The organism is Actinoplanes sp. NPDC051470 (assembly GCF_040682035.1).
In the GTDB taxonomy this organism is placed as follows: Bacteria; Actinomycetota; Actinomycetes; order Mycobacteriales; family Micromonosporaceae; genus Actinoplanes.
Window position 1 is genome coordinate 266812 of sequence record NZ_JBFBAA010000009.1, and the last position, 13362, is coordinate 280173.

At 70.2% G+C, this 13362-nt stretch carries 10 protein-coding genes; 7 read left to right on the forward strand and 3 right to left on the reverse strand.

Annotated elements, in window-relative coordinates; genetic code table 11:
- Positions 1-124: 124 nt before the first annotated feature.
- Together AB0M54_RS18780 and AB0M54_RS18785 are read right to left on the reverse strand one after the other, a co-directional pair.
- On the reverse strand, positions 125-943 hold the full coding sequence (locus AB0M54_RS18780) for an SGNH/GDSL hydrolase family protein (protein ID WP_364472673.1): 819 nt from the start codon (positions 941-943) through the stop codon (positions 125-127).
- A 278-nt stretch (positions 944-1221) separates the two neighbouring features.
- Complete coding sequence (locus tag AB0M54_RS18785) at positions 1222-2280, reverse strand: TauD/TfdA family dioxygenase (protein WP_364472674.1); 1059 nt, start codon at positions 2278-2280, stop codon at positions 1222-1224.
- 205 nt (positions 2281-2485) lie between these two features.
- Between AB0M54_RS18785 and AB0M54_RS18790 the strand changes: the two genes are divergently transcribed.
- Complete coding sequence (locus AB0M54_RS18790) at positions 2486-3760, forward strand: ATP-grasp domain-containing protein (RefSeq protein WP_364472676.1); 1275 nt, start codon at positions 2486-2488, stop codon at positions 3758-3760.
- A 37-nt stretch (positions 3761-3797) separates the two neighbouring features.
- On the opposite strand, the gene AB0M54_RS18795 is transcribed toward AB0M54_RS18790, so the two are convergent.
- On the reverse strand, positions 3798-4319 hold the full coding sequence (locus tag AB0M54_RS18795) for an LmbU family transcriptional regulator (protein ID WP_364324850.1): 522 nt from the start codon (positions 4317-4319) through the stop codon (positions 3798-3800).
- Positions 4320-4675: 356 nt separating this feature from the next.
- On the opposite strand from AB0M54_RS18795, the gene AB0M54_RS18800 reads away from it, so the two are divergent.
- The 6 genes from AB0M54_RS18800 (at position 4676) to AB0M54_RS18825 (ending at position 12530) form a co-directional block, all read left to right on the forward strand.
- Entirely contained in the window at positions 4676-6502 is a 1827-nt protein-coding gene (locus AB0M54_RS18800; RefSeq protein WP_364324853.1) for a non-ribosomal peptide synthetase, read from the forward strand.
- Between the two features lie 50 nt (positions 6503-6552).
- Entirely contained in the window at positions 6553-8214 is a 1662-nt protein-coding gene (locus AB0M54_RS18805; RefSeq protein WP_364472678.1) for a condensation domain-containing protein, read from the forward strand.
- A gap of 9 nt (positions 8215-8223) precedes the next feature.
- Complete coding sequence (locus tag AB0M54_RS18810; protein ID WP_364324859.1) at positions 8224-8601, forward strand: hypothetical protein; 378 nt, start codon at positions 8224-8226, stop codon at positions 8599-8601.
- Between the two features lie 160 nt (positions 8602-8761).
- A complete protein-coding gene (locus AB0M54_RS18815; protein WP_364324862.1) occupies positions 8762-9511 on the forward strand; it encodes a thioesterase domain-containing protein in 750 nt (249 codons plus the stop codon).
- A gap of 29 nt (positions 9512-9540) precedes the next feature.
- Positions 9541-10782 (forward strand): cytochrome P450, encoded by a 1242-nt coding sequence (locus AB0M54_RS18820; protein ID WP_364472680.1) that lies wholly within the window; start codon positions 9541-9543, stop codon positions 10780-10782.
- A complete protein-coding gene (locus tag AB0M54_RS18825) occupies positions 10779-12530 on the forward strand; it encodes a non-ribosomal peptide synthetase (protein WP_364472682.1) in 1752 nt (583 codons plus the stop codon). The genes AB0M54_RS18820 and AB0M54_RS18825 overlap by 4 nt, the downstream gene beginning before the upstream one ends.
- Positions 12531-13362: the final 832 nt, after the last annotated feature.

Genomic DNA, 13362 nt, shown 5'->3' on the forward strand with positions numbered 1-13362 from the left:
TCCTGGTGGGCGTCGGTCCGGGTCAGAACATCGGATAGATCGAGGCGTCGTTCTTGGGTTTGGGCTTACGGCGGAAGAGCCGCCCGATCAGCCGTCGCAGGAATGACACGGTCCTACCTCCTGATCAGTGCAGGTCCAGATGCTCGGCGAGCAGGCGGGCGACCTTGTCGTGGCCGGCGTCGGTGAAATGGCATCGGTCGACGAAGATCCACTCGTCGGGGTCCGCGTCGCCGGCCAGCACGACGTTGAGGTCGAGGAACCGCACACCCTCCTTCTCGCACCCGGCTTCCAGAGCGGCCGCATAGGCCCGGCCCACCTGCGGTGCGATGACGTCACCGAACATCTCCGTGAAGCTGAACAGCTCATCGAGCTCGTCGAAGAGCCTCGCCTCCTCGGGCGCGGGCTCCGCTCGCACCCAGGGCGCCATCGGCTGGAGCGCGTAGGACAGGCGGGCGCCGAGCGCCCGCGCGAGGAGTTGCCAGCTGCCGAGATGGCGGACGGTGAGCTCGGTGGCGTGGGCGATCTGCTGCGCCGGGTCGGTGGTGTGAGCGTCGGCGGCGGCCGGCGCGGGCGGCTGGCGCCGGAACGGGCCCCCTGACTTCTTCGGCGGCTTGCGCAGTTCGGCGATCTTCTCGAAGTACTCGTTGCAGAGGAAGAACGCGCCGTGGTCACCCTGCACGTCGGCCGGCAGCCGGGCGAGCGACAGGTTGTTGAACCCCGAGACGATGACGATCTCCTCGACGGGTGGCAGCAGGTGCCGGTAGAGCAGGAAGAGCAGCAGTTCCTGGGTCGAGTTGTGGCTGCGGCCGCCGAAGTTGAGCCACGGCCGGCTCGGCGCGTGCTGGGACCACAACCGGGACGGCAGGGTGGCCTCGTCGCGGGTGGTTCCCACGCCGAACACCGAGGAACTGCCGACCAGCAGATTCACCGGCTCGGAAGGCATCTGCCCACCGGGTGAGGCGGACGAGTCGCGGCCATGTGAGATGCGGAATCCCAGGCTGTCCGTATTCACCACGTCGGATTGATAGCCAGCCGGATGAAAATACATCAGATAAGGAAGCCAGCGGAAAGTTCCATCTTCGTAGAGTTTCTCAGAATAATGCGTCATCTGAGGAGTGAGAAGTGCTCGCTGAGATCCCATAAAGGTCCCTCCCGGCATACTTTCGGCCAGGCTAGTCAGCCTGATTACCAGTGTCAATCAATATCGTCTGGGACGCCTATTCACAACGGGTGGTGCACCCGCGATCGAGGCGGCCGGCTGTTCGCGGAGGGACGCAGGTCCGATACGGCATAGCAGCGACGCAACCAGCGGTCCGCGCCGTCGTAGCGGGGCTCGAAACCGGTGCGCCCGTGCACCGCCAGCCGGTTGTCCACGACCAGCAGGTCGCCGGGGCTCAGACTGATCGCGGTGAGCCGACTCAGCAGCAGCCGGGACAGGGCCCGGAGTGCCGCCGCGCCCTCGTCGTCGAGCGCCTCCATGGCGTGCAGGTCGATGCACAGCTCCGGATCCTCCACGGGGCCGGACAGCACCGGCAGCGGCGCGCAGTAACGGGCCGGCCCGGTGCCGGCGAACGACGACGAGAGCCGGATGTGGAAGGCGGCCCGGCGAAGCGCCTCGCGGTGCCGCGCGGGGAGGGCCGGAAGGACCGCACGAACGCCTCCCGCGACGGTGAGCGCCCGTCCTTCCTGGTCGCCACGCAGGCAGAACAGGCTGAGGAAATCGGGCTTGTGCGGGTGGAAGCCGTCCTCGGTATGCAGTTCTAGCAGCGTGCTGCCGGTGTTCTCCTGCCGTTGCTCGGCGCCCGGGACGGGACAGACGTCCTGGATGAGGCGGCCCCGCTTCTCGTCGGCGTAGGCGATCACCTCGCCCAGCAGCGACATCACCATCAGCTGGACCGCCGAGCTGACGGCCAGCTCCTGCCAGGGTCCGTGGTGCGCCCCGGACCCTGGCGTGTCCGGCAGCGGCCGGTCGACGGGCAGCCCTCGCACGGCCAGCACGCCGGAGGTGCTTCCGGAGACCCGGAAGTCGACGATGCGGTGGACCAGCGCGGGGCTGATCCGCCGGGCCGCGGTCTCCGCCGACACCAGGAAGAGCGGGTCGTCGAAGCGGCGATCGACCTCAGCCGCGTCCAGCCGCGCCTTATGGGCGGACGTCAGATCGGTGGCGATACGCATGATCTCCGCCGATTCTTCGGCGTCGCAGACGACCACGTCGGGATGGCCGGTGGTCAACATTTCGGGGTCTTTCATGAGCTTGGCCGAAACTTCGACGGTGTCCATGACTTCGGGCTCTCCATTGATGGGGCGCAGCGTGCGTGGAAGCGCCGGTCGAGGAGTGATCGGAATGGTAGCTTCGTGTCTCGCCGGCGGGACAATCCGACTTTCTGACATGACTATTGCCCGGCCGGACGCTCAATGGCAACGATGCTCGGACGTGATGTCCGGAAGAATGTCGCGCATCATATCCATGGAGAGGATCGAGCAGATGTCTGATCCCGCACCCTTGCTGGTCGTGTACGACCGCGGCGCGGCGTCCCCGGGTGAGCTCGGTCCGGCCTTGGCGGGGCTCGGGCCCCTGGTGTTCGCCGTGCCGGACACCGAACACGTGCGGCTGGTGCGCCCGGTCCTCGCGGAACTCGGCCGGGTCGTCGACCTCAGCGGGGACGAGGCGACCGACGTCGCCCGGGTCGCCTCCCTGCGACCACGCGGCGTCGTCACCTATGCCGAGCAGATGCTGCGGTGCGCCGCGGCGTTCACCGAGTCGCTGGGGCTGCCGGGGCACAGCCGGCCGACCGCGGACCGGCTCACCGACAAGCACCAGCAACGTGAGCGGCAACGAGCCGCCGGCGCCGACAACGTACGCAGCCGGCTGATCGCCGAGCCCGGACAGTGGACGGACGCGCTCGGCCAGGTCGGCTTCCCGGCGGTCGTGAAGCCGGCTCGCGGGCAGGCCAGCCGCTCGACCTACCCCGTGCTCGGCCCGGCCGACGCCGATCAGGTGCACTCGCGGATCTTCGGACCCGCGGCGGCGGGCGGCGACCGCTGGGTGGTGGAGGAGATGCTGGTCGGCCGGCCGGAGCTGCCGCACGGGGACTACGTCTCGGTGGAGAGTCTCTCGGGGCCGTGGGGGACCCGGCCGATCGCCGTGACCGGCAAACATCCACTGCGTCGGCCGTTCCGCGAGACGGGGCACTTCTGGCCGTCGCACCTGTCCGCTCCGGAGCAGGCTCAGCTCATCGCTCTTGCGACCGCGACCGTGACGGCCCTCGGGGTGACCACGGGCATCACCCAGACCGAGATCAAGCTGACCCCGAACGGTCCGCACGTCATCGAGGTCAACGGCCGTCTCGGCGGGCACATCGCCGAGCTGGCGCGGCGCTCGTGCGGCGTCGATCTGATCCGGCTCGCGGCGTTGTCCGCGCTGGGCCTCGCGGAACCGCCGGCCCTGCTGCGGCCGGACCGGGTGTACTTCCAGTACAACGTCCCGGCGCCGGTCGGATCGGCGGTGTTCCTGGGCGTGCACGGCGCGGCCGACGTTCGGAGGATTCCCGGCATCACCGGTTACCGGCCCTATGTGCGCCCGGGGGACCGGCTGGATCACGGCGTGATGACCTACCAGCTCGACCTGCTGTGCGGCGACACGGCGAGCCACCCCGAGATGGCGCATGCGATCGAGGCGGCGCTCGAGCGCCTCGAGTTCGAGTACCTGGACGACATCGGCCGGCGCCACCGGTCCCGGATGGTCATGGTCGATGAGTGAGCGGCCGCGGGCCGGGCCGGCGGGCTCGAGCCGGAGACTATTGACCGAGGATGTCGGAGGCTGCGGCATCGAGTCGCTGGACGATCCACGACTCCAGCGAGCACTCCTCCTCGCTGGCCGCCGCGCGCCAGCGATTGAGCTGGTCGTCCTGGACGCTCAGCTGAGGAAGCGCGGGCGCGTTCCTGGTGACCTGGTCCCGGTGGCCGCGTACGTGCTGACGGAGTTGATTGCGTGACCAGCCGTGCTCGGCGGCTCGGGCGAGCCAGTAGTCCTGCTCGGCCGCCGGAAGCGCGGCGACCTCGGCGTGGTGCTGGAAGCTGAGCGTGTCTCGCCGGCGAGACAGGTCGAACCGGCGGGCGACCCACGCGTAGTTGCGAAGGGTCTGGTAGTCGAGCCCCGCTGTCTCGACGGTGCGGCGGTAGCGGTCGTGGTAGCGGTCCTGTCCGAAGATCAACCAGTCGCCCAGGCACCAGGCCGAGGAGGTGGCCAGGGTGGAGAGCCGCCGGCCGGCCGTTTCCCACTCGTCGTAGTCGATCGTGGAAGGAAACCGCAGTCCCACTCTGGTGACCATGATCTTTTCGGTTGGTCGGACCGGGCCAATGGCGTTCGAAGTTTCGGCCGGCCGCAAAGTCGTCAGTCTGGTCACGAAAGCCTCCCCGTTAGCTTTGGCCATCCCACCGTACCCGAGCGGGCGGATCGGTTGCATCGAGCCAAATGCGTCCCGGAGGTCTATTAAAGGCGTCGGCTGATGTAATAATCGGCAAATGCGGCCGGACCGCGGTTCGCCTTTCGCGGCACTTCCCATATTCCGGCGATCTCCGACCGAGCTGATTGTCGTCAATGGTCTTCCGATACGGAAAAGTGATGGCTGATCGCTGCCCGCGGGTGGCTGAGCAGGAACCAGAAGGAAGAGGCATGATCCAGGCTCAGGGAACACCCGCCCGGCCGGCGCCGGCGCAGTGGGTCGAGAGCGCGCCGGCGACCATCCACAGCAGGTTCGCCGACCAGGCACGGGCCACCCCGGACGCGGTCGCGGTCAGCGCGGGCTCGCGCGAGTTGAGCTATGCCGAACTGGAGGCCCGCGCCAACCGGCTGGCCCATCGGCTCCACGCGCTCGGCGTGGATGTCGAGACACCGGTCGGTATCTGCCTGGAGCGGTCGGCGACCGTCGTCGTCGCCCTGCTCGCGGTGCTGAAGGCGGGCGGTCACTACGTCGCGCTGGAACCGGAGAACCCGGCGCCGCGCACCGCCGCGATGCTCCGTGACGTCCGGGCCGAACGGGTGCTGACCAGCCGGGCCCTCGCACGCCGGTTGCCCGGCGACGTGACGGCGATCATCATCGACGAGGCCGAGCGTGACGCGCGCGACTACCCGGCGACAGCGCCCATGGCCATGGTCACGGCGGAGAACACGGCCTATGTCGCCTACACCTCCGGCTCGACCGGGAAGGCGAAAGGGGTCGCGGTGCCACACCGGGCCGTACTGCGCCTGGTCGGGCCGAGCGATTTCCTGACGCTGACGACCGGCGACGCGATGCTTCAGCTGGCGCCGCTGGCCTTCGACGCCTCGACCCTGGAACTGTGGGCACCGCTGCTGGGGGGTGCCCGGCTGGCGGTTCATCCGCCGGGTGACGCCACCCCGACCAGCATCCGGCAGGCGGTGAGCGAGCATGGTGTGACCGCCATGTGGTTGACGGCCGGGCTCTTCCACCAGGTCGCCGAGCGGGCGGGCGAAGGTCTCGACAGCCTCCGAGTCCTGGTGGCCGGAGGGGACGTCCTGTCCGCGTCCCACGTCAATCGCATGCTCGCCGCCCACCCGGGACTGCGGGTGGTGAACGGCTACGGCCCGACCGAGAACACCACCTTCACCTGCTGCCACGTGATGACCGCCCCGGTGGGGACGGACTTCGTGCCGATCGGCCGGCCGGTGCCGGCCACCGAGGTCCGGGTCCTCGACGATGCGCTGCGAGCGGTGCCGCCCGGCGAGGCCGGCGAGATCTACGCCGCCGGCCGGGGCGTGGCGAACGGCTACCTCGGGCAGCCGGCCGTGACGGCCGCGCGGTTCCTGCCCGACCCGGCCGGGCGTGAACCCGGGGCGCGAATGTACCGGACCGGCGATCTGGGGCGCCTGCTGCCGGACGGGACGATGCAGTTCCTCGGGCGGGTGGACGATCAGGTCAAGATCCGCGGCTATCGGGTCGAACCCGGTGAGATCGAGACCACGCTACGAAGCCATCCGGGAGTGCTCGACTGCTCGGTCGTCCCGCAGGAGGAGCCCTCCGGACGCCGGCTGGCGGCCTTCGTGGTCTGCGAATCCCACACCGAGCTGCCCGACCTGCGCCAGTACCTGGCCCGGTCCCTGCCGCGGTATTCCCTGCCGAGCGTGTACTTCCGGCTCGATCGGCTGCCGCTCACCCCGAACGGCAAAGTGGATCGAGCGTCGTTGTCGGCCCGGCGAAGCCATTCCCGGCCGGACTCCGACGTCGAGTACCGGTCGCCCGCGACCGACCTGGAGCGGTGGCTCACCGAACTCTGGGGAGACCTGATGGCGGTCGAGGGAATCGGCGCCGACGACGACTTCTTCGAGCTCGGTGGCCACTCCCTGATGGCCACCGCGATCACCGAGCGGATCGCCACCGAGCAGGAGGTGAAGGTTTCTCCCCGCGCTTTCTACGAGAACCCCACGATCGCCGAGTTGGCCCAGCTCATCGCACGGCTGCGACAGACCGCCCCGGTCGAGTGACACCCGTCCGCCGAAGGCCGGCCGACGCTCCGCATTCCGAGGAGACGCTCATGCCCCACCTCGATTCGTCGATCGACGTTCCGACCCGGCCGGGCGCCGTCGCGGCCGACGCGTCGGTTGTGGACCTCCTGCGGCGGCTCTTCACCGCCGAGCTGGGTGTGGAGGTGGCCGCCGAGGACGACTTCTACGCGATGGGCGGTGATTCGCTGATCGCCCTGCGGGTCGTGGCGGCGGCGGTCGACCGCGGCCTGCCGGTTCGGCTCATCGACCTGCTCACCTATCCCAACGCGGCGGAGCTGGCCGAATACCTTTCGTCCGAGGAGCCACACTCCGGCGGCGAGGATCCGTCGGCCGGCCCCGACCGGACCGGCGCGACTCCGCGGCCGGGGGAGGTCACCGTGTCGCCGGCCTCGGCCCTCCAGGTCGGGATGATCTACCTGTGCGAGACGGCCGGCGACACGGCCCTGTACAACGACCTGATCGGGATGCGGGTCGATGCCACCTTCGACGAGCAGAGGTTCCGCTCCGCCCTCCGGCGCCTGGCCGACCGGCATCCGGCCCTGCGCACCTCCTTCGACCTCGCGACGTACGACGACGCCATGCAGGTCATCTGGACCACCGCCGAGGTCCCGCTGGACCTGCGGCATCAGTCCGACGGTGATGAGGTGGCGGCCGACGAGCTGGTCGCCCGGTGGCGCGCTCATCAGCTGGACACCCCGTTCGACTGGGACCGCGCCCCGCTCGTGCGATGTCAGGTGGTGGCGCTGCCCGGGTCCTTCCGATTGACCGTGGCGATCCACCACGCCGTCATGGACGGCTGGAGCTTCGCCCGGATGCTGGTCGACCTGCTCACCCTGTACGACGCGGAGCTGAACGACGGCGACGCCGGTCTCCCGCCGCTGCCGGAGGATGGTCTCGCCCGGTTCGTCGAGGCGGAAAGGGCCGCCGCCGCTGTGCCGGAGGCCGCCGCCTTCTGGCAGCAGCGGGCCGACCTGCCGCCGTTGCTGCTGGACCGCTCGCGGTTCTCGGGTTCGGCGAATCCCGACGGGTACGCGGCGCTCCGGATGGAACCGGAGCTCCTGGCGGCCTTGCGCCGATCCGCGGCCGCCGCCCGCGTGCCACTGAAGAGTTTGCTGATCGCCGTGCACGGCCGGGCCCTCGGTGAGTGGACGCGGAACGAGAGCGATGTGGTGACCGGCCTGGTCATGAACGGGCGACCCGAGGTGGACGGCGCGGACCGGCTGGTCGGGCTGTTCCTGAACACCGTCCCGTTGCGGATCGGCCCGGTCACGGCCGACCACGCGGATCTGGCGCGGGCGGCTCTCGCGGGTGAGCGTGCCGCGATGCCGTACCGCCGCTATCCGCTGGCTCTGATCGAACAGAATCTGGGCCGGCGGGCCTACGACGTCGTCTTCAACTTCACCGACTTCCACGTGTACGACGAGCTGGCCGGACTCCGGTCCGTCAGGGTCGGCGGCTGGTGGTCCACCGACAAGGCCAGCGACCCGGTGACCTGCGACTACACGATCGACTTCCCGGGATTCGGCACGGGTGTCACCGTCGCCTACGACCAGGATCTCGTCCCTCCGGCGCGGATCGAGGAACTGCTGGGCCGCATCGACGCGGGCCTGCGTCTGGCCGCGGCGCCGGGCCGGTCCCGCCGGCGGGACGCGGGTCGCCCTGCCGGTCCGGCCCGCGGCGGTACGGGATAACGTCGTCGCATGTCCCGAACGCGCCCGGACGAAGTTCTGCGGATCCTCCAGGAGTTCGTCAACCGCATCGACCAGTTCGACCCCGACGCGCCTGAGCTGGGCGCCCTCGAGATCGGCTGGCGCGGCGCCACCGAACGGCTGACGATCCGCCCGCCGGTCGCGCACGCTCTGGCGGAGGCGCTGGCCGCCTACCACGACCCGCGTGACAACGGGGCCTGCGCGCACTGCGCCACGGGGCGTCTGGACAGCAACCTCATGTGCCGCTCCTGCGGGATCGTGCACGGCGTCTTCGGTCAGACGCTCGCCCGGTTCGCGCAGGAACAGACCGCCCTCGACGACCCGCGGCCGAACCGGCCCGCGCTGGAGGGCCCGTCCCACGATCGTTGACCATGGCCGAAGCCGGTAACTACGATTGTCGTCGATGGGTGGCAGAACGCCCCATCGTCATTGACGATCGCCGCCGGTTTCCATTGTCTTCCCCGTTCTCCGGGTAAAGCGCGGCGAAATCTCGACAGCTGACTGGCCATACGCCGGAGGGTTGGGCTGAATGCGCGCGCCTGCACCGAGAAAGAACTCGCCGCCGTGCCTGCTGCGAGATCCGTCCGAGACCGCCCGCGCCCGCCTTTTCTGCTTCCCCTATTCGGGCGGTGGCGCGTCCATGTTCTCGAGCTGGCCACACCAGGTGGACGATGTCGAGATCTGTCCCGTGCAGCTGCCGGCCCGGGAGAACAGATTCCGTGAGCCGCATTTCGGCACGTACGAAGAACTCGCTCAGGCCTTGGTGGATCCGCTGTTGCCGTACCTCGATCGGCCTTTTGCCTTCTTCGGCCATTGCGCGGGCGCCCTCCCGGCCTTCGAGGTGGCCCGCCGGCTGCATCAGGAGGGTCTGCCGGCGCCCCGGGCGCTGATCGTCTCCGCGCAGGTCGCGCCGCACGACTGCCCGTTCGACCGGTACCTCGGCCTCGGCGACGACCAGCTCATCGAGGAGCTGGCCGCGCTGACCCGGTCCCGTGGCGGCGAACCGCATCCGCTGGTGCTCGGCATGATGCTGGACGTGCTGCGCCAGGACCTGGAGTCGAACCGGGTCTACCGGCGGGCCGAGCCGGTGATCCTGCCGTCCCGAGTGGTCGTGCTGCACTGGGCGGCGGACGCGGAGATCCGGCCGGAGCAGATGCACGGTTGGTCCGCGTACGGCGACCAGGTCTCGTACGAGGTGCTCGACGGCGGCCACTTCGCCTTCCTGGACGCGCCGGATCCCCTCCTGACGCTGGTGACCGAGCTGTTGCGTCCGGAGTGACCCGTCGCATCGCGGCTGAGAGGACGAGTGTGCTGACCCGGACCCCGATCCCCAGTGACGACCCGGCGCGGGTGAACCTGCTCGACCCGGCCGTGCATCGCGACCACGATCTCTCCGCCCTCTGGCGCCGGCTGCGCGCGGGCGCCCCGGTCTGGCGCCATCCGCCGGCCGGCGCCGCCCCCGGATTCTGGGTGCTGAGCAAACACGGCGACGTCATGGCGGCCTACCGGGACGCCGAGCGGTTCCGGTCGATGAGCGGCAACATGCTCGGCACCCTGACGCGCGGCGGCGACTCGGCCGGCGGACGGATGCTCGTGGTGACCGACGGCCGTCGGCACACCTCGCTGCGCCGGCTCATGCAGACCGGGTTCGGCCCGCGCGTCCTCGGCGTCGTCGGCGATTACGTCGAGCGGGCGACGGCCGGCGTGGTGGCGGCCGCGGTCGAGCGTGGCGAGTGCGACTTCGCCGAGGACGTGGCTTCGGTCATCCCGCTGGCCGCGATCTGCGAGCTGCTCGACGTGCCCGTGGCGGACCGTCCGCGGATCTTGGGGCTGACCCGGTCGGCGCTGGAGACCGAGCACGGCGAACAGCAGTCGTTGGAGTCCCGCCTGGCCCAGAGCGAGATTCTGCTCTACTACACCCGCCTGGCGGCCGAGCGGCGGGACTCCCCGGGCGCCGACGCGGTCAGCCTGCTCGCCACCGGCCTGGTCGAGGATCGCCCGCTGACCGCCGAAGAGGTCGTGCTGAACTGCTACAACCTGATCATCGGCGGCGACGAGACCGCTCGACTGTCGATGACGACCGGGCTGCTCGCGCTGATCGAGCACGAGGGGGAGTGGGACCGTCTGGTCAGCGGCGAGGCCGGTGTCCCGCAGGCGGTCGAGGAGATTCTGCGCTGGACCACGCCGGCCATCCACGTCGGCCGGGTGGCGGCCACCGACGTGCCGATCAGGGGCACCACGATCCCGGCCGGGGACATCGTGACCATGTGGAACGTGTCGGCCAACCGCGACGAGGACGTCTTCGACCGGCCGGATGAGCTGATTCTGGACCGGTCACCGAACCGGCACATCACCTTCGGCCACGGACCGCATTTCTGCCTCGGCGCCCATCTGGCCAAGGTGGAGCTGCGGGCCATGCTGACCACCTTGCGCGAGTCGGTCGCGGCGGTGGTCCCCTCCGGGCCGGTCCGGTGGCTGAGCTCCAATTTCCTCAACGGCGTCGAAAGCCTTCCCGTCGTCCTCAAGCCCAAGGCACGGGAGGCCGCATGACGTTCCCGACGGTCCCGGCCGCGTTCGACGCGGTCGCGGAGGCCGGTCCGGAGGCCGTGGCGCTCGACAGCGCCGCCGGCCGCCTGACCTATGCCCAGCTCCGGGCACGCAGCGATGTGCTGGCCGCAGCGCTGCGGCGGCGCGGCGTCGGCCGGGGCGTCGTCGTCGGGGTGCACCTGGGCCGGTCCTTCGACTCGGTGATCACGTCGCTGGCCGTGCTCAAGGCCGGCGGCGGCTACCTGCCCCTCTCCCCGGAATATCCGCCGTCGCGGCTGGCGATGCTGCTGGCCGACGCCGGGGCGCCGTTCGTGGTGGCCGACCAGGCGGCCGCGTGGGCCGGTGAGGCCGGCCGGCCGGTGATCACGTTGGCGTCGCTGCGGTCCGGGCCGGCGGACGAGGTCAGGCCCGCACCGGGCCACCCGGATGACGTCGCGTACGTGATGTACACGTCGGGCTCGACCGGCACGCCCAAGGGCGTGCTGGTGACTCACGGCAACATCGTGCAGCTCGTGCGCGACCAGGAGTATCTGCGGTTCGAGCCCGGCGAGACATTCCTGCACCTGTCGCCGACCGCTTTCGACGCCTCGACCTTCGAGATCTGGGGGGCGCTGCTCAGCGGCGCGAGACTCCTGCTCGCGCCGCCGGGCCGGGAGACGCTCGCCGACCTGCCCGAGCTGCTGCGCCGTCGCGGGGTGACCGCGATGTTCCTGACCACGCCGCTGTTCCACGAACTGATCGACCGCGACCCGGCCGCGCTGGACTCGGTGCGCCAGGTGCTGATCGGTGGCGAACCCATGTCGGTCGAGCGGGCCCGGCGGCTGGCCGGCCGGCGTGCGGACCGGCCGGACGGCGAGGTCGCGAACGTCTACGGGCCGACCGAGACGACGACCTTCGCCACCGCCTTCCCGCTGCGGGAGCTGGACGCGAGCGACCGGAGTGTCCCGATCGGCCGGCCGTTGCGCCACACCCACGTGTACGTGCTGGGTGACGACGGCGCCCCGGCGTCCGAGGGCGAGATCTACATCGGCGGCGCCGGCGTGGCTCGCGGATATCTGGGGCGCCCGGCGCAGACGGCGGAGCGCTTCCTCGCGGACCCGTTCGCCGGCGTCCCCGGGGCCAGGATGTACCGGTCCGGCGACCTCGGCCGGCGCCGGCCGGACGGGGCGATCGAGTTCCTCGGCCGGGCCGACAGCCAGATCAAGATCCGCGGGTTCCGGATCGAACCGGTGGAGGTCGAGGAGGCGCTGCTCAGCCATCCCGGCGTACGGGAGGCGGCGGTGGTCCCGGTGCCGGTGCCCGACGGCGTCCGGCTGGCCGCGTACGTCGTGGTCAGCGCGCTCGGTGACCAGGTGACCCCGCGCGGGCTCGTCGCCTACCTGCGGGACGTGGTGCCGGCGTACATGATTCCGTCGTGGTTCGTCACGGTCGGCGGGCTGCCTCGGACGGTCACCGGAAAACTGGACCGGCTCCGGTTGCCCACCCTCGACGAGGCGGATCTGCCGAGGCTCTCGGGTGACTCCGGGGAGGACGACGAGCCGAGCGCGGCCGAGCAGCACCTGATCCGGATCTGGAAGAGCGTCCTGGGCCTGGACAGCGTCACCGTCGACGACGACTTCTTCAGCCTGGGCGGGGATTCGCTGCGCATCCTGCGGGTGCTGGCCGAGGTCGAGGCGGCCGGCCTGGGGCTGACCCTGACCCAGTTGTTCGAGCACACCACGATCCGGGAGCTCGCCGCCTCGGCCGGTTGACCCGCTCCACCAGATGTCCCGCCGGCGGGATACTCGGTGTCCGGCCCGCTCCCGGCCGGCGCTTTCCGCCGCCGCGCGTAACCGCAGGATTCGGACGTATGGAGCATGGCCGCGCGCACCATGCAACTTGCATCCGAAGTGCGCGAAATGCTCCGTCGCGCACCGGCGGATCCCGGGGCGTCCCGCGCCCAGGTGGGCCGCGACCAGCACCGTCCCGCATGGAACAGGCGCCCAATGGGTATCGGTAGTCAATTCACTGACGACCGGGAATGCTTCCGGTAAATGCCCGGGAATGCGCAGCAGAATCAATTTACGCGGCCCCGTTCATGAATGGTCGGATTCGTCGGCGAGATCTGTCCGAGGCGGACGTCCCTCGGTGCCGTGGCCCGCTCCGCCCCCTCGGGCGGGCGAGGTGCCGAGCGAAGCCGATCGATCGCCGAACCGCTCCGGCGCTGGTCGGAGGCCATCAGGCGCCGCTCGTCGGCGTACGGGAGACGGCTCGGGCCGTGCCCACGGCGACGGTCGGTGCGCTCACTCGACGGTTGGATCGATTTCGCAAATCGGGGGAGTTGATGTCCGTCCGATGTGTTCCGGGCGTGCTTGACGACCATGGACATTGCGCCCTGTAGTGGTTAATGTTCACTCTGTTGTGCCGGTTAATCACGGGGAGACTGGTATGCGTTCTGAAATGTTGTCCGAAGGCCTTAGCAGCGCCGTGACCGTTCCGGCATGCCCCGGCGCCTCGCGCGCCGACCTTCCGGCGACGGGCGTCGCCGGCTGAGGACCAGCCGGTCGCGCGCCGGTCGATCCTGGCGCGATCACCGGCCCGCGC

What these genes read in the sequence shown, in the direction of transcription:
- AB0M54_RS18805 (WP_364472678.1), top strand. Translation starts at nt 6,553, where the DNA reads ATGCCCCACCTCGATTCGTCGATCGACGTTCCGACCCGGCCGGGCGCC.
- AB0M54_RS18815 (WP_364324862.1), top strand. Translation starts at nt 8,762, where the DNA reads ATGCGCGCGCCTGCACCGAGAAAGAACTCGCCGCCGTGCCTGCTGCGA.
- AB0M54_RS18780 (WP_364472673.1), bottom strand. Translation starts at nt 943, where the DNA reads ATGCCTTCCGAGCCGGTGAATCTGCTGGTCGGCAGTTCCTCGGTGTTC.
- AB0M54_RS18790 (WP_364472676.1), top strand. Translation starts at nt 2,486, where the DNA reads ATGTCTGATCCCGCACCCTTGCTGGTCGTGTACGACCGCGGCGCGGCG.
- AB0M54_RS18785 (WP_364472674.1), bottom strand. Translation starts at nt 2,280, where the DNA reads ATGGACACCGTCGAAGTTTCGGCCAAGCTCATGAAAGACCCCGAAATG.
- AB0M54_RS18810 (WP_364324859.1), top strand. Translation starts at nt 8,224, where the DNA reads ATGTCCCGAACGCGCCCGGACGAAGTTCTGCGGATCCTCCAGGAGTTC.
- AB0M54_RS18800 (WP_364324853.1), top strand. Translation starts at nt 4,676, where the DNA reads ATGATCCAGGCTCAGGGAACACCCGCCCGGCCGGCGCCGGCGCAGTGG.
- AB0M54_RS18825 (WP_364472682.1), top strand. Translation starts at nt 10,779, where the DNA reads ATGACGTTCCCGACGGTCCCGGCCGCGTTCGACGCGGTCGCGGAGGCC.